This is a genomic window from Jannaschia faecimaris, assembly GCF_900107415.1.
In the GTDB taxonomy this organism is placed as follows: domain Bacteria; phylum Pseudomonadota; class Alphaproteobacteria; order Rhodobacterales; family Rhodobacteraceae; genus Jannaschia; species Jannaschia faecimaris.
The window spans coordinates 35,435-53,276 of sequence record NZ_FNPX01000019.1; the positions used below are offsets into that span (position 1 = coordinate 35,435).

Below are 17,842 nucleotides of genomic sequence, written 5' to 3' on the forward strand. Positions count from 1 at the left end.
CTGATCTGAGCAGATTGCGCCAACCTTGGAGGACATTATGGAACTGACCGGAACCCGCACGATTGCCGCCTCTCGCGAAGTGGTCTGGGCCAAGCTGAACGATGCCGAGACGCTCAAAGCCTGCATTCCGGGCTGCGAGGAACTGACCGGTTCGCCCGAGGAAGGGTTCGAGGCCGTGGTGAAGCAGAAGGTCGGGCCCGTAAAAGCGACCTTCAAGGGGGCCGTGACCCTATCGGATGTTGTAGCACCCGAAAGCTACCGCATCGCGGGCGAAGGCAAGGGCGGCGTCGCGGGCTTTGCCAAGGGCGGGGCCGACGTGAAGCTGACCGAGGTCCCCGAGGGCACCGAGCTGACCTATGCGGTCGACGCGAAGGTGGGCGGCAAGATCGCTCAACTCGGCTCTCGCCTGATCGACAGCTTCGCGGCCAAGATGGCGGATGCATTCTTCGAAAACTTCAAGAACGAAGTCGAAGGCCCAGCCGAGCCGGAGGCGTAGTCGACATCGATGCCTTGGATGCCCTGCTCGCGGCCACCGCGTTAACGCAGGCATCACCGGCAACAAGCGAACCTCGACATACCGGCGCGCTTCAGGCCACGTCGGACTTGCCCGGCAGAACGTAACTGCCCGGCGCAGCCTCGAGCACGGGGTGATCCGGCCCACCCACTTCCCGTGCAGCGATTTTCTTGCCGGAATGTCCGCGCAACCATTTCTCCCATCGCGGCCACCAAGACCCTTCGTGAAACGTTGCCGCCTCCAGCCAGTCTTCGGGCGTGGACGCATCATCGGCATCGTTCACGTAGTGGCCGTACTTGACCTTGCTGGGCGGGTTTACGATGCCCGCGATATGCCCAGACTGCGACAGGATGAACGTCTTGTCCTTCGACCCAAATTGACGCGCCGTCTGCCAGGCCCCACGCCAGTGGGCGATGTGGTCCGTCTCGCAGGCGATATCGCAGAGCGGAACGTCCACGTCACCGAGGCTCAGGTTCCTTTCGCCCAGCAATTCGAATTCGCCTCTGGCGAGCTGGTTGCCCAAGCAGAGCTTCTTCAGGTATTCCGTCACCATCGGGCCTGGCAGGTTCGTACCGTCCCCGTTCCAGTACAGAAGATCGAAAGCCGGCGGTGCCTCCCCAAGCATGTAGGATTTGATCGCCGGGCCATAGACGAGGTCGTTGGACCGCAGGTAGGTGAAGGTACGGCCCATGAAGAACTTGTCGAGATAGCCCTTCGCCCTGCCTTCCCGCTCGATTCCGTCGATGAAGTCCTCGTCAAGGAAGACACCCATCTCACCCGGATCCTCAAAATCGGCCAGCGTTGTAAAGAAAGTCGCCGACTTGATTGACTTGTCTTTGCGGCGCGACATCAGTGCCAGCGTGGCCGCCAGTGTGGTACCCGCGATGCAGTAGCCGATGGCATTGACCTGCTCTTCGCCGGTGATTTCCTTGACAACGTCGATGGCCGTGAGGAACCCCTCGTCCACATAATCAGCATAGCCGGTGTCGGCGTAGCTTGCATCCGGGTTCACCCAGCTGACCACGAACAGCGTGTAGCCCTGATCGACGATCCATTTGATGAGAGAATTTTTTTCCTTCAGATCGAGAATATAGAACTTGTTGATCCAGGGCGGGAACAGGATCAGCGGAGTCTTTTGCACCTTCTCGGTGGTGGCCTTGTATTGGATCAACTCGAACATGCGGTTGCGAAAGACGACGCTTCCTTCGGTCGTGGCGATGTTGCCGCCGACCTGAAACGCTTCCGGATCGGCCAGTGTGACCAACCAGTCGCCTTTGTTTGCCTCGATATCGCGCACCAGGTTTTCCAGTCCCTTTACAAGGCTGTCGCCCTCGGTCTCGACCGCGCGCTGCATCGCTTCGGGGTTTGTTGCCAGGAAGTTCGTGGGGGCGAACAGGTCGATGATCTGCTGGCTAAAGAATTCGACCCGCCGCTTGTCATTGCGGTCCAAACCTTCGATGCCCTTGACGGTGTCGCGGATCGCGTTCGCGCTGATCTGATATTGCTGCTTAAGGAAGTTGTAATAGGGATGCTCATCCCAGATTGGATTGGCGAACCGGCGGTCCTTCGGCTGCGTGTCTGGCGCGGGTTGTGGCGTGCCCTTGGTCAGCGCCGTCTGTGCTTCGACTGCATGCTTGAGGGCCTGGCCCCAATATCCGACCTGATGTTCGATCATCTTGCCGGGGTTGGACGCCATTTCGGCCCAATAAGCCGCCATCGCCTTGGCATAAAGATCGGGTCCTGGCCCTTGCAGCCCGTGATCCGAACTACGCTTCGACCCCAGGGCACCGACCAGACGCTTGGTCAGTTCGTCCATGCGGACAAGGTTCGCATTCAACCGTTCTGTCGCAGCGCGGCCCGTCTCATCATCGTCACGGTTGGCCCCATTCGCGTGATCGCCATCCGACATTTCTTGCCTTCCCGTCGCAATGCTGCAACTGCTAAGTAACTTGGGGACGTTTCTACACCGAACGAACCCGTTTATACAGGGGGCACAACATATGCTTCCCTGACCGCCGGAAGGGACTTTCGCTTATGCGCTTCATGTTAGCCTATGATATGATGGAAACCATGCGAAATGCGAGCGCGTGGTTCGGAGCAACCGCCCGCACGATGGGGAGCTTTCCGGCCACCGCGATGGCACCGCACCCTGCTTTCAAGATGTTGGCCGCCTGGGGCGAGGTCACCGAGCGCAGTTTCGGGCGCATGAATACCAAGCCCGACTGGAACATCGCCCCGGTGGCCGGCGTCGACCAACGCGACCACATCGTCGAGGTCGAGACCGTGGTCGAGAAAGCCTTCGGCGACCTTATCCATTTCAACGTGCACGGCCGTCGCCCGATGGAGCGGCGCGTCCTGCTCGTAGCGCCGATGTCCGGCCACTACGCCACGCTGCTCCGCAGCACGGTCGTTTCGCTCCTCCCGGACGCAGACGTCTGGATTACCGACTGGCACAACGCCCGCGACATTCCAGTATCCGAAGGCAAGTTCGACGTGGAGGACTATACCCTCTATCTCGTCGATTTCATGAAAGAGCTGGGGCCGGACATCAATGTGATCGCCGTCTGCCAGCCCGCGCCGCTGACGCTGGCGGCCACTGCCCTTCTGGCAGAGCAGGACCCGAAGGCCCAGCCCGCAACGCTGACGCTGATCGGCGGACCGATCGACCCGGATGCCGCCGCAACGGACGTGACCGATTTCGGTCGCCGTGTCACGATGGGCCAGCTTGAGCAGTCGATGATCCAGCGTGTCGGATTCATGTACAAGGGCGTTGGCCGGATGGTCTATCCCGGCCTGCTGCAACTGTCGTCCTTTATCTCGATGAACGCGGAAAAGCACGGCGAGGCGATGTGGAACCAGATCGTGTCCGTCGCGAATGGCAATGCCTCCGACCATGACAAGCACAACAAATTCTATGACGAATATTTGTCGGTTATGGACATGCCAGCCGAATTCTACCTTTCGACCGTGGAGCGGATCTTCAAGGGTCTCGAAATCGCGAAGAACGAATTCATCGTAGACGGGCATATGGTCGATATCGGCAAGATCACGGACGTTGCCGTCAAGACAGTAGAGGGCGGCAAAGACGATATCTCGGCACCCGGACAATGCGTCGCGGCTTTGGCGCTATTGACCGGTCTCTCCGATGATAAAAAGGCAAGCTACATAGAACCCGAAGCAGGCCACTACGGCATCTTTGCCGGCGGAAGTTGGCGCAAAAATATCCGCCCCTTGGTGTTGGACTTCATAGACGCCAACGCCGGTCGCAAGCCTCATGCCAAGGCCAGAAAACCCGCTCTTCGCGCGGTCGAAAGCGACCCCCCTGACACGGCCGGCGATTCAGGACGGGTCGCCGTCTGATGGCGGCAGGCGAAACCCTCGGGTTCGCCTGCAAGTGCGGCAAACTTCGCGGAGAGATCCGCGATGTTTCCCCCGCCGCCTGCACCAAGATCGTGTGCCACTGCAAAGACTGCCGGTCGGCCTATACGCACCTTGGTCTGGCCGATCCGGAAAAAGTCGGCATCCTTCAGACCACCCAAGACCGTATCACAATCACCGAAGGCGGCGAAAATTTGCGCGTGTTCCGGCACACCCCAAAGGGGGCACTGCGTTGGTTCGCGACCTGCTGCAACACGCCCCTGTTCTATACGCCCCTGAAAGCGCGCCTTGTACATGTCGGAGTGAACGCGGATCGGCTGAGTAACCCCGAAGCCGGTGGCAAGGTCCTGGCGGAGGCGTTCATTCCCAAGCCCGGCGGCGGACAGGCCCACAAGGGAGTCGGTCGTATGGCCGCGCGGATGGTCGGGCGCATGGTCGCGAAAAATATCAGTGGGGAATGGCGCGACTCGCCGCTTTTTGCTTCGGATGGTTCCCCGACGCGGGACCCCCAAATTCTCAGCCGAGAAGAACGCGCCGCTGCACTCATGGGCGTTCACGGCTGATCCCGGCGGAATACGCTGCATTCGGGCGAACGATCTTGCCAAGACCGCGCTTGCCATCATCGGCCACCAAAAATCCAATCGCAATCAGCACGCGACAGATTGCACCGCCGTAAGAACGGCAACCTTCGCTGGCAGTCCATCACTGTGATCACGGACTATCCGCGATTCAGGGCGATCATCGCCCCACTGGATGGCTCAGACAATTGGCTGGGTCTGAATGAAGAACGCCCCGGCATCACTGCCGGGGCGTTCGTAATACGCGCTTCACGCGGGACTTCGCGCGCAAATTCGCCCGGGCCTCAGTGACCCAGAATCTGGCTCAGGAACAGCTTGGTGCGTTCATTTTGCGGGTCGGTAAAAAACGGCTCGGGAGCGTTCTGTTCAACGATCTGACCGGCGTCCATGAAGATCACCCGGTTCGCCACCTGACGGGCAAAGCCCATCTCGTGCGTCACGCAGAGCATTGTCATCCCTTCCTCAGCGAGCTGAATCATGGTGTCCAGCACCTCCTTGATCATCTCAGGGTCGAGCGCCGACGTCGGTTCGTCAAACAGCATGATCCGGGGCCGCATGCACAGCGAACGCGCAATCGCCACACGCTGCTGCTGACCGCCCGAAAGCTGACCCGGATACTTGTCCGCCTGCTCGGGGATCTTCACCTTTTCAAGGAAGTGCATCGCCGTCTCTTCCGCTTCCTTCTTGGGGATCTTGCGAACCCAGATCGGAGCCAGCGTACAATTCTCCATGATCGTCAGATGCGGAAAGAGGTTGAAGTGCTGGAAGCACATGCCGACCTCGGACCGGATCTTGTCGATATTCTTGAGATCCGACGACAGCGGAACGCCGTCAACGACGATAGACCCCTGTTGATGTTCCTCCAGCGCATTGATGCAACGGATCAGCGTCGACTTCCCCGAACCCGAAGGCCCACAGATGACGATCCGCTCACCGCGTTGCACCGTCAGGTCGATGTCGCGCAAAACGTGGAACTGTCCGTACCACTTGTTCATGTTCTTGATTTCGATGGCCACCTCGTCGGAGACGGTCATGCCCTGTGTATTGGTGTCAGCCATAGCCATGGTCAGGCCTCCTTAACGATGGTCAGTCCGCAGTTGGCGTTCGAGCCACTGCGAGTATTGCGAAATGCCGTAACAAACGGTGAAGAAAAGGACGCAGGCTGCGGCCCAAAGCTCCCAGTAGACGCCCGTCCAGGCAGTAGACGAAAGGATCGGTCCACGGATCATGCCCACGAGGTCGAACATCGAGATGACCGACACGAGAGTGGTATCCTTGAACAGGCCCACTGCCACGTTGACGATGCCCGGAATGGAGATCTTCAACGCCTGCGGCAGGATGATCAGCCGCATGGCCTGAGCATAGTCGAGACCCAGGCTGTCGCCCGCCTCGTACTGGCCCTTTGGAAGCGCGGCCAGACCGCCACGGATCACCTCTGCGATATAGGCAGAGGAGAACATGGTGATCATGATGATCACTCGGACGATCAGGTCGAAGTTGCTGTCCGGCGGCAGGAAGTACGCCAAAACCACGTTCGCCACGAAGAGCAAGGTGATCAGAGGCACGCCACGTACGAACTCGATAAAGACCACGCAGAAGCCCTTGACAACGGGCAGGCGCGATTGCCGACCCAGCGCAAGTACAATGCCAAGCGGCACCGACAGCGATACGCAGACCACGCCCAGGATCATGTTGAGCATGAAGCCACCCAATTCACGCGAGGGGACCGCCTCGATCGCCAGCAGCTCGGGTGCCGACGCCGTGACAAAGCCACCGATCCACAGGATGACGGCCGCGGTGATCACACCAGCCGTGAGGCCGAGGACAAAGCCATACCGCTCCGCACGCGTGAACGCGACGTAGCCGAACGCGACCGCCAAGAGGGAAAAGATCGGTGCCATCAAGGTGCCGCCCCAGATCAGCCAGTAGGCCAAGAAGGGGTAAAGGGCCGTGAATATCAGCATCCAGCGGGGAAGCTTGAAGAAAAGAACCGGCGGAACGGCCAGAAACAGCAGAACGAAGGCAACGGTCGGACGCCAGCGCAGGTGGTCCGGGTACTGGAACCCGAACAGGAGCTGAGGCCAACGTTCGGCCAGAACGGCGAAGCAGCCGCCACCACTGTCGCCAAGGACTTCCCTGCAGTCACGGATTGATGACCCTTCCCAAGTCCCGTTCAGGATCCATGGGATCAGACCGGACAACAGGTAGATCACGACGATAACGCCAATGACGGTCATGACGGTGTTCGCGATGCCCGAAAAAAGGTTCTCGCGCATCCATTTCACGGCACCAGTCTCGGTGACCGGGGGCGGAGCCGGCGGAATCTCCGTCTCGCGGACGAAGGCGACGGATTCGGCGTGCATATCGCTCATCTCAGCGCTCCTTCAACTTAACGGAGTTGTTGTAGACGTTCATAATCGCTGAGATCGCCAGGCTGATCGTCAGGTAGAAGGCCATCAGTAACAGGATGCATTCAAGCGCCCGACCGGTCTGGTTCAAAGTGATGCCGCCCAGCGTACCCGTCAGATCCATGTATCCGACCGCAATCGCCAGCGACGAGTTCTTGGTGATGTTCAGGTACTGCGAAATCAGCGGTGGGATGATGACGCGCAGTGCCTGCGGCAGAACGACCAGTCCCATGATCCGGCGCGGACGCAGACCCAGAGCCGCCGCGGCTTCCGTTTGTCCCTTGGACACGGCCAAGATGCCGGCTCGTACGTTCTCGGCGATGAAAGCACCCGTATAGATCGACAAAGCGAACCACAGCGCGATCAGGGAGGGGCGCAACAGGAACCCGCCATCAAAGCTGAAACGAGCCATCTCGGGGTATTCCAGCCCGAGCGGACTTCCGAGTATCAGTTGCATCAGGACAGCGGGCACGATCAGAACTGCAATCGACGGCCAGAGGATCGGAATGAGCTTGCCTTCGGCATATAGTTTCTGGCGCGCATAGCGGCGAAGCCCGAAGACACCGGCGATCGATGCGAGGAAGGTCAGGATCACGATCCAGCCCGTCTCACCCATCGTCAGCCGCGGAACGTAGACCCCTTGGTTGGTTGCTGCGAACATCCCAAAGAGCAGGGTCCGTTCGGGCTCTGAGCCGTCACGAGGCAGTCGGAATTCAGACATCGGCGGAAAGACGTTCGCCGCCACGGTGAAAATGATCAGGATCCAGATCAGCACGGGAACGTTCCGGAACATCTCCACGTAGATGGCCATCAGCTTTGAGATGATCCAATTGTTCGAGAGCCGCAGCACACCGGCGATGACACCGAAGACCGTCGCCGTCACGCAACCGAGGAAGGCCACGATCAAAGTGTTGATCGCCCCGATCACGGCAGCGCGCATGTGCGAAGATTGGCTGGTGTATTCTATCGGCTGCTGATTGATGTCGTACCCGGCAGGGTCCTGCAAGAAGCCGAAGTCAATCCCAGCCTCTTGAAGCACCGGATTGTTGATCGCGTTGTTTATCAGCCATCCAAAGCCGAAAACCAGGGCCGCCAATGCGAAGAACTGGAACGTATAGCTCCGGTACCGCTTGTCGCTGATCAACTGCCCGATCCGAAATCCATCCGCGTTAGGCGGGTCGGTCATCGTGGTCATTTATATTTCCCCGTTGTCCCTCGGGTACTCCGGATACGGGCCGTCTCGGCCCCTGCATCCGCGGGGTCATTGTTCGCCCCGCCCTACTCCCGAGGGATTATCGATTGTCTGTATGTAAGAAGGGCGCGGCCTGCGCCGCGCCCTTCCGTTTGGTTCTTAGCGGAACGGAGGCGAGTACAGCAGGCCGCCCTCCGTGTATTGCGCGTTCAACCCTCGGGCCAGGCCGATCGCAGTCGACTCACCGATGTTGGCGTCAAACACTTCACCGTAGTTTCCGACGGCGGCGATGGCATTCTTGGCCCAGGACGAGTCGAGACCCATCATCGCGCCCAATTCACCTTCGGTGCCCAGCAGACGGTTGATCTCGGGGTTGTCGCCCGGTGCCGCCGCCAGTTCCTCGACGTTGGCCTGAGTCACGCCATACTCCTCGGCAGCGATCATCGCGTTCAGCGTCCATTTGACGATATCGAACCACTCCGAGTCGCCATGACGAACCAGCGGGCCCAGCGGCTCCTTGGAGACAACCTCGGGCAGGATCACGCTGCTGGACGGGTCGGCAAAGCCGGCACGTTGCGCGGCGAGAGCCGAACGGTCGGTTGTGTACACGTCACAGGCACCAGCGGTATACTGCTGAACAGCCTCGGCACCGGTTTCGATCGGAACGGGCTCATACGACATGTTGTTGACCCGGAAGTAGTCCGCAAGGTTCAACTCGGTCGTGGTACCGGTCTGAATACAGACGGTTGCGCCGTCCAGTTCAAGTGCCGAGGACACGCCAAGCGAGGCGGGTACCATAAAGCCCTGACCGTCGTAGTAGTTGACGCCGGTGAAGTCGAACTTCAGATCGGTGTCGCGCGAGAACGTCCAGGTCGTATTCCGGGCCAGCACGTCGATCTCGCCCGAAGCCAACGCGGTGAAACGCGTTTTGCCTGTTGTCGGTACGAAAGTCACAGCGTCACCGTCGCCCAGAACGGCGGCAGCGACGGCACGGCACACGGCCACATCGAAGCCCTGCCACACGCCATTGGCGTCAGGCTCGGCAAAGCCGGGTACGCCGGTAGTCACGCCACAGTTCAGCGTGCCACGTGCGGTCACGTCGTCCAGCGTGGCGGCGGATGCGCCGGCAGCGGCCAGACCGGCGAACGCCAGGCTACCGAAAAGTACGAAATTCTTCATTTACTTACCTCTTCCTATTGAATCGCACAGCCGACATAGGCTCTGCGTCACCGCCCCATTTTTGGGTGCAGTTCGTTTTGAATGTGAGGGTACACCCCGACATTAGCGCAAAAGAGACTAGAATGGCTCTGGAACGTCAAGGGATGATGCCGCCAAAGCGTGCAGATGACTAAGTTTTGAACAGCAGGGAGGGGGGTATTGCGCGTCTAGCAGGCTAAACTGGTCTCAGTCGCCACGCAGAAGCATCAGATATCGATGGGCTTGTGTGAAGGCACCCCTTTTGAGTCCGATGCGACCAGCCTCCTCCTCGTCGGCCCCCCACTGCTCTGCCTGCCAATCCTCATCGATCCGGCTCAGGGGCCACAGATCGTCGGGATGATGCCCGTCCATCGCTGCCAGCCCGAGAATCAGACTGCCGGTCAGGGTCACGAATTCCGACAGCGCAGTCAGCTCCCAGGGGGTCTTGGCGTGCACACGGGCACGCAATGCCTCCAGAGCGTTTGCGGGCTGCGCGACATGCATGACGCCTTGGGTCACGTTCAGGCGGGCACCCAGGTTGGCGTCAGCCCAGTCCAGCATCGGGTCCCAGGCCGCCACCTGCCGTTCAAGCAGAGCGACCGGACCCGCAGCGCGATAGCACAGAAGATCGGTGCCGCCATACTCGGCCAGATTTGCAGCCACCTCGGCCTGTTGAGGCACGACCTTGTCGAGTGTGGCGTTCACAGCGCGCGTCAGGGGCATGATCATCGGGTTGATCACTTGCTCCTGCGCGTCCCATTCGGCAGCTACACCTTCGGCCAGCGCCCGCGTGGGCATGGCGATCACTGTCTTCAGCGGTGTGCGGACCGGGCGGCCGTCAAGTCGCACACCATAGCCTTGTTCCAGTGTCTCGACGGTCGCTTGGGTCCAGAACCGCTTGGCCTTCCACTCGCTCATTGCGCCATCCTCTCGATTTCCGCGACCAGTGTGCCGAAATTCGGCAGCACAGACCTTGCGCCCGCCGCCAGAAGGTCCTCCGCCGCGTGGTAACCCCATGCCACACCCAACGTCGCGACGCCGCCACCGGCCCCCATTTCCATGTCAAACGTCGTGTCGCCGATCATCACCGCGCGCCCGGCCTCAGTCGCCGTTTCCAGCAGCGCCCGGTCGACCATCGACCGATGCGGTTTCGACGGATGATGGTCCGCGCATTGCAGCGTGGCGAACATGTTGCCCCACCCCTGTCCCGCGACCAGTCTGTCCAGTCCCTTTTGCGATTTGCCCGTGGCCACGCCCAGCGTGATGCCCTTCTGCTTAAGGCGCGCAAGACCTTCCCCGACCCCTGGGTAAAGCCGCGCTTCGCTGTCGTTGGCGATGTGTTCAGTATAGATCCGGCGGTAATTCTCGGTTACCCGCTGCTGCATCGCCGCAGTCTGATCCGGCAGAAGCATCGCGATCAACTGCGGCAGGGAAATCCCCACAAGAGCAAGAGTCTGTGCCCGCGTCGGCGGCTCCAACCCGGCATCGACAAAGGCGCGTGCCATCGTCGCCGTGATAATGGCCTGACTGTCGACCAGTGTGCCGTCGACATCGAAAATCGCCAGAAAGTCAGTCAATCTCGTCCTCCGCGAACGGGTCGACGGGCACGTCCAAGTTGTCCCAGCCCATCATTTTCCAGGTGCGCTCCATATGTTCGGGCAAAGGTGCAGTCAGGTGCAGCCGTGCGCCCGTCATAGGGTGCGTCAGCGAAAGCGATCGGGCGTGAAGGTGCAGCTTGCGGCTGATCTCTCCGCCGAAAGACGCACCCCAGCCGTCTCCTTGGTTTTCTTGCCCCGAGCCGCCATATTTGCCGTCGCCCACAATGGGGTGCCCGATCTCTGCCATGTGCACGCGCAGCTGGTGCGTGCGACCCGTGACGGGCACCAGCGCAACCCAGGCCCCGCGTGAGCCCAGCGTGTCAAGGACGGCGTAATCCGACGTCGCACGCTTTGCCCCCTTTACCTCGTCGATCTCATCGGGATGAACGGTGCGCATCTTCTCACCACCGTCACCACCGCCCCCGGACTTGACCAGACCGTACCGGATTGTGCCCATGCGCGGATGGGGTGTGCCCGCGACCGCGGCCCAATAGATCTTGCGCGTATCGTGATCGCGAAACGCTTCGGACAATTGCACGGCCGTCAGGCGATTGCGCGCCATCAGCATGATGCCGGACGTGTCCTTGTCCAGACGGTGCACCAGCCGGGGTTGCTCGTCGCTGTCGAACCGGAGGGCATCGCCCAGGCCATCGACGTGCCGTGTCTGGCCGGAACCGCCCTGACTGGCCAGGCCCGGCGGCTTGTTCAGTGCAATCAGATGCTCATCGCGATAGATGACGCAGGATCGGATCATCTCCGCGTCAGCCTGACTCACCTTGTCGCGACGGGCAGCGGCGGGAGCACGGTCCTCGGGCAGTGGCGGGATGCGAACCTCCTGTCCCGCCTGTACGCGCGTATTGGCCTTGACCCGCCCGCCATCGACGCGGATCTCGCCCTTTCGACAGGCCTTCTCGACGTTGCCCTGGTTGAGTTGTGGGAACTTGCGCTTAAGCCAACGGTCCAGGCGCTGATCGCCCTCCCCGTCAGCCACGATGATGGTCTGGACGCCGCTCATATGAGGCTCCTTGCGAATGTGACGCCGACGGCGAGCGCCAGCAAAGACAGGCCGATCGACAGTGCCACATAAAGCCCCGCCGACCCAAACTGCCCCCGTTCAATCAGGGTGATCGTTTCCAGCGAAAAAGCCGAGAAGGTGGTGAACCCGCCCAGAACCCCGGCCATCAGGAAAGGCTGCCAATGCGGCAGGCCAGCGCGATTCAGCGCCACAGTGGCGACGCCCATCAACAGGCTTCCAACCACGTTCACCGTCAGGATCGCCACGGGAAACCCGTCGCGCATGAGGGCCATGGCCATGAGAAAGCGCAGCGATGCGCCAATGGCACCGCCAAGCGCCACGGAGATCAGGGAAAAGGTCATCGCGGTCCTGTCTGCCCCATCGCCGCCACTGTCAACCTTTGCCCCGCTTGGCACGTTGATCGACCAGCCAGTCCACACGTCGCCCCAACTCCCGTTCGAACCCGCGATCAACTGGGACGTAATAGACCGGGCGCTTCATGTCGTCGGGGAAGTAGTTCTGCCCGGAAAATCCATCGGCCTGATCGTGGTCGTATTGGTACCCTGTCCCGTAGCCCTGATCCTTCATCATTTGCGTCGGCGCGTTCAGGATGTGCTTGGGCGGCGGCTCGGAACCGGTCTCGCCTGCCTGCTTCATCGCAGCCTTGAAGGCAGTGTAGCTGGCATTCGATTTCGGGGCGAGCGCGAGGTAGACAACCGCGTTGCCAAGGCTCTGCTCGCCCTCGGGGCTGCCAAGCCGTTCGTAGGTCTCCCACGCTTGCAGGCAAAACGCCTGCGCTTGCGGGTCGGCCAGGCCGATGTCCTCAACCGCCATGCGGGTAATCCGCCGCATCAGATAGCGAGGGTCCTCCCCGCCCCTGAGCATCCGTCCCAACCAATAGAGCGCCGCATCCGGGTCGGACCCACGCACCGATTTGTGCAGCGCCGATATCAGGTTGTAGTGCGCATCGCCCGACTTGTCGTATTGCGCCGCGCGTCGTTGCAGGCGCTTGGAGAGGGTGTCGCGGTCGATCGTGTCCGTCGCCCCCCATGCGGCGACCTGCTCCGTCAGGTTCAGCAGCGCCCGTCCGTCGCCGTCGGCCATCTCCTGCAGGGCCTCGCGCGCGTCGCCGCTCAGCGGCAGCTTGATGCCCAGCTCCTTTTCCGCGCGCTGCATCATCAGCTCCATGTCGCGCAAGGTAAGCCGTTCCAGCGTCAGGACCTGCGCGCGGCTCATCACAGCGGCGTTCAGCTCGAACGAGGGGTTTTCGGTGGTCGCCCCGACCAGCGTGATCGTCCCGTCTTCCATGTGCGGCAAAAAGCTGTCCTGCTGCGCCTTGTTGAAACGGTGAATCTCGTCAACGAAGAGAAGCGTGCCTGTACCATTGACGCGGCGGTTGCGCGCAATTTCAAAGACCTTCCGCAGGTCGGCCACGCCGGTAAAGATCGCACTGATCTGCACGAAATGCAGATCCGCCTGCGCCGCAAGAAGCCGCGCGATAGTCGTCTTGCCCACACCGGGCGGCCCCCAGAGGATCAGGCTGGGCATCTGACCGTGTAGCATGACAGTCAGCGCACCGTCGGTGCCCAACAAGTGCCTCTGCCCGATCACATCCTGCAACGTCGCCGGTCGCAGTCGATCGGCCAGCGGGCCGGGGCGCGCGACCGCTGCGTCGCTGGGGGATACGGAATTTCCGCTGTCAAAAAGATCTGCCATGCGGTGGATGTAATGCCGAAGGGGCGGCGGATAAAGCCGCCCTTTGCGACGTCGCCATTGACGACGCCGGGATCAGCGCCGTCAGTGCATCTTCGTCGCCATCGAAATGTTGACACAGACGGACGCTGAGCCGCCAATGTCGAGCACAGGGCCCGCCGCCACGCAATCAAGCCCGACACGCCGGGCCAAACGCGGCGAATTGGCTGGAATCAATCCAAGAACGGCCGTGGCCCCGACCTCGCGCCCGGCGCGGACCATTTCGGCGATCAGTCGCATCTGTACACGCATCCGAAGGTTGGCTGGGACATCGTCGCAGACGAAGACTCGGCTCGATTCCCAAACATGGGCAGCCACCGGTGCCTGCTCATAAAGTAGGGTCGTGGGGATCGTCTCTAGCAAGCCCTTCTGAGCATCGCGGATCATGTACGAATAGATCCCGCAACGATGGGTCGTAGGCGTCAGCCGCACGCCCGCAAGGATGCGTCCGTAATCGTGCACGGCCACCCAGCGACTGGCCGGCGTGTCGTATTGGTCGAACTCCATCCCATCGGCCTGTGGCAGGTCCCATTGGGCCTGCTCGATGAACGTCCGATGACGGGCGCGTAGAAGATCGGCGAAGAGCGGGCCGTGAGTGTGGATATTCTGGAACGAAAGAGTCGCTACTTGCATGGGAGAATTCTTCCTCTGCCGGTTGTCATTGACACCAGGGGACCTTGGATACTCGCAATGTGGGATGAGGACCGGGATTAAATCAGCCTGAACTCTCTCGCCATTCTTAGTGCCTCGGCCGTGGTCTGTGCTCCCAGGCGATCCCGGGCGGACGAAAGGCGCGCCTTGAATGCGCTTTCCGAAATTCCAAGTTCAGCCGCGGCAGCCGCATGCCGAAACCCCTCCCCGACCAGACGCAGCGCCTCAATCATGGCGGGAGTCAGGTCCGTGGGCGGTTCCGTCACTTCGTGGAGCGCGTCCGCAATCGCAGCAACTCCCCGCATCTCGCTGTCGGTGAATTCACGATCGTCACGAGATACCCCGACGATTGTACGCGAGGTGATCTTGCCGCAAGACGCGACCGCTCCATAAATCAAGCCATGCTTTGCCGCCTTGATCATGACGCCGAAGGGATCGGGCAGATTGATGTCGCTCCAACGGATCACACCGGTCTTGCTGATTCCCCAAAACACCAGCGGATCGCGCAGCGCATAGTTGTTGGTTGAGTACAGATCCTGCCATGCCTGCGGATAGGTGCTGCGCATGTACATCGGCGAAGCGAAGCGAATGTGAACGCCCACGGTGTAACCCACCGGGGCAAACTCTTCCAGGTTCTGCAAATACCTGACCATGAGGCGTCTTCTTTCAGACATGTCTTTTTAGACAGGGAGCGAAAAATCGCGTCAACCGCGTTCATTGCCACTAAGTCGCCATAAAGGTTAACAAGCTGTAAAGATTACGCCAATAAATTGCTTCGAACAGCGAGCAACACTTCCGGCTCTTCGGGCTCAAGGGCAGGTTTGTTGCTATATTTTACTGATGAATTAACTGTCTGCCGGCATCGTCTTTGATGGACGCGCCTCCGCGACAAGTCGCGCAACGGAGGCCCCTGATTACCTTACGTCAGGACAAAAAAGGGCCCCGCCAGCAATCTGGCGGGGCCCCTTTAGAAAGGTGGGCGTCGGAGGATCAGGCCTCAGCGGCGTCTTCCGCTTCGAGGCGCGCGCGATCGGCAGCCCCTTTGGCGTCTACGTCACGCTCGACAAACTCGATGATAGCCATGGGTGCCATGTCGCCATAGCGGAAACCGGCTTTCATGATGCGAACGTAGCCGCCGGAACGGTCGGCATAGCGCGGCGCAAGGACGTCGATCAGCTTCTGAACGGCCGCTTCATCGTGCAAGCGCGAGGCCAGCAGGCGACGGGCATGCAGGTCGCCGCGACGGGCCAGCGTAACCATCTTTTCGACGATAGGACGCAGTTCCTTAGCTTTCGGCACGGTCGTCTTGATCTGCTCGTGTTCGATCAACGAGGCAGCCATGTTCTTGAACAGTGACTTGCGGTGTTCGTGGGTGCGATTCAGGCGGCGGTATCCGCGGGCGTGGCGCATGGGTCTTCTCCGTTATGTTTTACTTTGTCCGGGGTTCCATGCGTGGCGGAACCCTCACCTTGGGGCAGATGCCCATATCGTCCCCGCCAAATGCGGGCATTTTTCGCGGCACCCCGGCCCAAAGGCCGGGGTGATCAACTCAGAATTCGTTTTCGAACTTCTTGGCCAGGTCTTCGATGTTTTCTGGCGGCCAGTCGACAATGTCCATGCCCAGGTGCAGGCCCATGCCCGACAGCACTTCCTTGATCTCATTCAAGGACTTACGGCCGAAGTTCGGCGTGCGCAGCATCTCGGCTTCGGTTTTCTGGATCAGATCGCCGATGTACACGATATTGTCGTTCTTCAGACAGTTGGCGGACCGGACCGAAAGCTCAAGTTCGTCGACCTTCTTGAGGAGAAGCGGATTGAACTCCAGGTCATCGGCGGCCTCTGCACCGCGGGCGGCTTCGGGCTCATCGAAGTTGACGAAGATCTGCAACTGATCCTGAAGAATGCGAGCGGCATAGGCCACCGCATCATCGGGTGCCAGCGACCCGTCCGTATCGAGCTTGAGCGTCAGCTTGTCATAGTCCAGCACCTGCCCTTCGCGGGTGGGCTGGACTTCGTAGGACACCTTTTTGACCGGCGAATAGATCGCATCGATCGGGATCAGACCGATAGGAGCGTCCTCCGGCTTGTTCTTGTCGGCCGATACATAGCCCTTGCCGGTGTTCACGGTGAGTTCCATGTACAGATCGGCACCGTCGTCCAGATGACAGATCACGTGGTCGCGGTTCAGAACCTCGATGCCGTTCGTTTCGGAAATGTCGCCGGCTGTGACGACCATCGGGCCCTTGGCAGAGATCGAGACACGCTTGGGTCCCTCGACTTCCATCTTCAGGCTGATGCCCTTGAGGTTCAGCACGATGTCGGTCACGTCTTCACGCACCCCAGACACGGATGAAAACTCGTGCAGAACGTTGTCGATCTGGACCGACGTCACGGCCGCGCCTTGCAGCGACGACATCAGGACGCGGCGCAAAGCGTTGCCCAAGGTCAGACCGAAGCCACGCTCCAGCGGTTCGGCGACAACAGTGGCCTGACGGGCCGGATTGTTGCCGGGGCGTACATCAAGCTGCGACGGCTTGATCAGCTCTTGCCAATTCTTATTGATCATTTGCCCTGTCCCTCCATTCTCGTCTTGCGCCGGGGCGGGTGGCGCAGACACTCGAGGTGATTAAACGGCTTAGGCAGGGGCCACCGAAACGGCCCCTGCCAAGTAAGAAATTCTTCAGGTCAGACCCTGCGGCGCTTCGGCGGGCGAACACCGTTGTGCGCAATGGGCGTCACGTCCCGGATTGCGGTGATCTGCAATCCGACCGCAGCCAGCGCGCGCAGGGCGGATTCACGTCCACCACCAGGGCCCTGCACTTCGACCTCTAGTGTCTTCATGCCGTGCTCCTGCGCCTTCTTGCCCGCGTCTTCGGCGGCCATCTGTGCGGCGTAGGGCGTCGACTTGCGCGAGCCCTTGAAACCGCAGGTGCCGGCCGAAGACCAGCTGATGGCGTTGCCCTGAACGTCGGAAATCAGGATCTTGGTGTTGTTGAACGAAGAGTTCACATGCGCAACACCAGCGGCGATGTTCTTGCGTTCCTTGCGCTTAGGAGCGCGACGGGTTTCACGTGCCATGTCTAATGCCCTCCCTTACTTCTTCTTGCCAGCGATGGCCTTTGCGGGGCCCTTGCGCGTACGTGCGTTGGTGTGGGTCCGCTGACCGCGAACCGGCAGGTTCCGGCGGTGGCGAAGACCGCGGTAGCAGCCCAGATCCATTAGCCGCTTCACGTTCATCTGACGCTCGCGGCGCAGGTCGCCTTCGACCGTCACGTTCGCGTCGATGAACTCGCGGATCGACAGAACTTCGGCGTCCGACAATTCATTGATACGGCGTTTTTCATCGATGCCGACGGCCTCGATGATCTCTTTCGCCTTAGACGGGCCGATACCCGTGATGTACGTCAGCGCGATGGGAACGCGCTTCCCCGTGGGGATGTTTACGCCAGCAATGCGTGCCAAGTGGTATTCCTTCTTCGTTGCGGTTCCGTAGTTCCAGAACCTTTTTTCACAACGGCCGCGCGTGGATCGCAGGGCCAAAATGACGCTGCCGGAAATC

The 17,842-nt window shown here is 60.6% G+C and carries 19 protein-coding genes; 3 read left to right on the plus strand and 16 right to left on the minus strand.

The window, feature by feature from the left end; all coding sequences use genetic code 11:
* The first annotated feature begins 37 nt into the window (after window positions 1–37).
* Window positions 38–496 carry an SRPBCC family protein gene (locus BLV27_RS16125; RefSeq protein WP_092647531.1) on the plus strand — a complete coding sequence of 153 codons (459 nt, stop codon included), beginning with the start codon at window positions 38–40 and terminating at the stop codon, window positions 494–496.
* Between the two features lie 91 nt (window positions 497–587).
* Here BLV27_RS16125 and phaC read toward each other — a convergent pair whose 3' ends face one another.
* On the minus strand, window positions 588–2,423 hold the full coding sequence (phaC, locus tag BLV27_RS16130; protein ID WP_092647532.1) for a class I poly(R)-hydroxyalkanoic acid synthase: 1,836 nt from the start codon (window positions 2,421–2,423) through the stop codon (window positions 588–590).
* A 125-nt stretch (window positions 2,424–2,548) separates the two neighbouring features.
* On the opposite strand from phaC, the gene phaZ reads away from it, so the two are divergent.
* Window positions 2,549–3,874, plus strand: coding sequence for a polyhydroxyalkanoate depolymerase (gene phaZ / locus BLV27_RS16135; RefSeq protein ID WP_092647533.1), 1,326 nt, complete (start codon window positions 2,549–2,551; stop codon window positions 3,872–3,874).
* Window positions 3,874–4,455 carry a DUF6151 family protein gene (locus BLV27_RS16140; protein ID WP_092647534.1) on the plus strand — a complete coding sequence of 194 codons (582 nt, stop codon included), beginning with the start codon at window positions 3,874–3,876 and terminating at the stop codon, window positions 4,453–4,455. Before phaZ ends, BLV27_RS16140 begins: the two co-directional genes overlap by 1 nt.
* 299 nt (window positions 4,456–4,754) lie before the next feature.
* Here BLV27_RS16140 and BLV27_RS16145 read toward each other — a convergent pair whose 3' ends face one another.
* The 15 genes from BLV27_RS16145 to rpsM form a co-directional block, all read right to left on the minus strand.
* Complete coding sequence (locus BLV27_RS16145; RefSeq protein WP_092647578.1) at window positions 4,755–5,528, minus strand: amino acid ABC transporter ATP-binding protein; 774 nt, start codon at window positions 5,526–5,528, stop codon at window positions 4,755–4,757.
* 18 nt (window positions 5,529–5,546) lie between these two features.
* Complete coding sequence (locus BLV27_RS16150) at window positions 5,547–6,842, minus strand: amino acid ABC transporter permease (protein WP_092647535.1); 1,296 nt, start codon at window positions 6,840–6,842, stop codon at window positions 5,547–5,549.
* Between the two features lies 1 nt (window position 6,843).
* Window positions 6,844–8,073, minus strand: coding sequence for an amino acid ABC transporter permease (locus BLV27_RS16155; protein WP_092647536.1), 1,230 nt, complete (start codon window positions 8,071–8,073; stop codon window positions 6,844–6,846).
* Window positions 8,074–8,229: 156 nt separating this feature from the next.
* Window positions 8,230–9,249 carry an amino acid ABC transporter substrate-binding protein gene (locus BLV27_RS16160; RefSeq protein WP_092647537.1) on the minus strand — a complete coding sequence of 340 codons (1,020 nt, stop codon included), beginning with the start codon at window positions 9,247–9,249 and terminating at the stop codon, window positions 8,230–8,232.
* 225 nt (window positions 9,250–9,474) lie between these two features.
* Window positions 9,475–10,185, minus strand: coding sequence for an ATP12 family chaperone protein (locus BLV27_RS16165; RefSeq protein ID WP_092647538.1), 711 nt, complete (start codon window positions 10,183–10,185; stop codon window positions 9,475–9,477).
* Window positions 10,182–10,844 (minus strand): HAD-IA family hydrolase, encoded by a 663-nt coding sequence (locus BLV27_RS16170; RefSeq protein WP_092647539.1) that lies wholly within the window; start codon window positions 10,842–10,844, stop codon window positions 10,182–10,184. The genes BLV27_RS16165 and BLV27_RS16170 overlap by 4 nt, the downstream gene beginning before the upstream one ends.
* Complete coding sequence (locus BLV27_RS16175) at window positions 10,837–11,880, minus strand: RluA family pseudouridine synthase (protein ID WP_092647540.1); 1,044 nt, start codon at window positions 11,878–11,880, stop codon at window positions 10,837–10,839. The genes BLV27_RS16170 and BLV27_RS16175 overlap by 8 nt, the downstream gene beginning before the upstream one ends.
* Window positions 11,877–12,242, minus strand: a complete 366-nt coding sequence (gene crcB, locus BLV27_RS16180; protein ID WP_092647541.1) for a fluoride efflux transporter CrcB — start codon at window positions 12,240–12,242, stop codon at window positions 11,877–11,879. The genes BLV27_RS16175 and crcB overlap by 4 nt, the downstream gene beginning before the upstream one ends.
* Before the next feature lie 31 nt (window positions 12,243–12,273).
* A complete protein-coding gene (locus tag BLV27_RS16185; protein ID WP_092647542.1) occupies window positions 12,274–13,596 on the minus strand; it encodes a replication-associated recombination protein A in 1,323 nt (440 codons plus the stop codon).
* A gap of 81 nt (window positions 13,597–13,677) precedes the next feature.
* Window positions 13,678–14,265, minus strand: coding sequence for an acyl-homoserine-lactone synthase (locus tag BLV27_RS16190; RefSeq protein WP_092647543.1), 588 nt, complete (start codon window positions 14,263–14,265; stop codon window positions 13,678–13,680).
* Window positions 14,266–14,342: 77 nt separating this feature from the next.
* Window positions 14,343–14,936: a helix-turn-helix transcriptional regulator gene (locus tag BLV27_RS16195; protein WP_092647544.1), complete on the minus strand. Its 594-nt coding sequence runs from the start codon at window positions 14,934–14,936 to the stop codon at window positions 14,343–14,345.
* Between the two features lie 337 nt (window positions 14,937–15,273).
* Window positions 15,274–15,693 carry a 50S ribosomal protein L17 gene (rplQ, locus tag BLV27_RS16200; RefSeq protein ID WP_092647545.1) on the minus strand — a complete coding sequence of 140 codons (420 nt, stop codon included), beginning with the start codon at window positions 15,691–15,693 and terminating at the stop codon, window positions 15,274–15,276.
* Window positions 15,694–15,832: 139 nt separating this feature from the next.
* On the minus strand, window positions 15,833–16,849 hold the full coding sequence (locus BLV27_RS16205) for a DNA-directed RNA polymerase subunit alpha (RefSeq protein ID WP_092647546.1): 1,017 nt from the start codon (window positions 16,847–16,849) through the stop codon (window positions 15,833–15,835).
* A 119-nt stretch (window positions 16,850–16,968) separates the two neighbouring features.
* A complete protein-coding gene (gene rpsK, locus BLV27_RS16210) occupies window positions 16,969–17,361 on the minus strand; it encodes a 30S ribosomal protein S11 (protein ID WP_092647547.1) in 393 nt (130 codons plus the stop codon).
* 15 nt (window positions 17,362–17,376) lie between these two features.
* On the minus strand, window positions 17,377–17,745 hold the full coding sequence (gene rpsM / locus BLV27_RS16215) for a 30S ribosomal protein S13 (protein WP_092647579.1): 369 nt from the start codon (window positions 17,743–17,745) through the stop codon (window positions 17,377–17,379).
* Window positions 17,746–17,842 lie beyond the last annotated feature (97 nt).

Excerpts from the sequence above, each read along its gene's own strand:
- BLV27_RS16125 (WP_092647531.1), top strand. The coding sequence starts at position 38 with ATGGAACTGACCGGAACCCGCACGATTGCCGCCTCTCGCGAAGTGGTC.
- phaC (WP_092647532.1), bottom strand. The coding sequence starts at position 2,423 with ATGTCGGATGGCGATCACGCGAATGGGGCCAACCGTGACGATGATGAG.
- phaZ (WP_092647533.1), top strand. The coding sequence starts at position 2,549 with ATGCGCTTCATGTTAGCCTATGATATGATGGAAACCATGCGAAATGCG.
- BLV27_RS16140 (WP_092647534.1), top strand. The coding sequence starts at position 3,874 with ATGGCGGCAGGCGAAACCCTCGGGTTCGCCTGCAAGTGCGGCAAACTT.
- BLV27_RS16145 (WP_092647578.1), bottom strand. The coding sequence starts at position 5,528 with ATGGCTGACACCAATACACAGGGCATGACCGTCTCCGACGAGGTGGCC.
- BLV27_RS16150 (WP_092647535.1), bottom strand. The coding sequence starts at position 6,842 with ATGAGCGATATGCACGCCGAATCCGTCGCCTTCGTCCGCGAGACGGAG.
- BLV27_RS16155 (WP_092647536.1), bottom strand. The coding sequence starts at position 8,073 with ATGACCACGATGACCGACCCGCCTAACGCGGATGGATTTCGGATCGGG.
- BLV27_RS16160 (WP_092647537.1), bottom strand. The coding sequence starts at position 9,249 with ATGAAGAATTTCGTACTTTTCGGTAGCCTGGCGTTCGCCGGTCTGGCC.
- BLV27_RS16165 (WP_092647538.1), bottom strand. The coding sequence starts at position 10,185 with ATGAGCGAGTGGAAGGCCAAGCGGTTCTGGACCCAAGCGACCGTCGAG.
- BLV27_RS16175 (WP_092647540.1), bottom strand. The coding sequence starts at position 11,880 with ATGAGCGGCGTCCAGACCATCATCGTGGCTGACGGGGAGGGCGATCAG.
- crcB (WP_092647541.1), bottom strand. The coding sequence starts at position 12,242 with ATGACCTTTTCCCTGATCTCCGTGGCGCTTGGCGGTGCCATTGGCGCA.
- BLV27_RS16185 (WP_092647542.1), bottom strand. The coding sequence starts at position 13,596 with ATGGCAGATCTTTTTGACAGCGGAAATTCCGTATCCCCCAGCGACGCA.
- BLV27_RS16190 (WP_092647543.1), bottom strand. The coding sequence starts at position 14,265 with ATGCAAGTAGCGACTCTTTCGTTCCAGAATATCCACACTCACGGCCCG.
- BLV27_RS16195 (WP_092647544.1), bottom strand. The coding sequence starts at position 14,936 with ATGGTCAGGTATTTGCAGAACCTGGAAGAGTTTGCCCCGGTGGGTTAC.
- rplQ (WP_092647545.1), bottom strand. The coding sequence starts at position 15,693 with ATGCGCCACGCCCGCGGATACCGCCGCCTGAATCGCACCCACGAACAC.
- BLV27_RS16205 (WP_092647546.1), bottom strand. The coding sequence starts at position 16,849 with ATGATCAATAAGAATTGGCAAGAGCTGATCAAGCCGTCGCAGCTTGAT.
- rpsK (WP_092647547.1), bottom strand. The coding sequence starts at position 17,361 with ATGGCACGTGAAACCCGTCGCGCTCCTAAGCGCAAGGAACGCAAGAAC.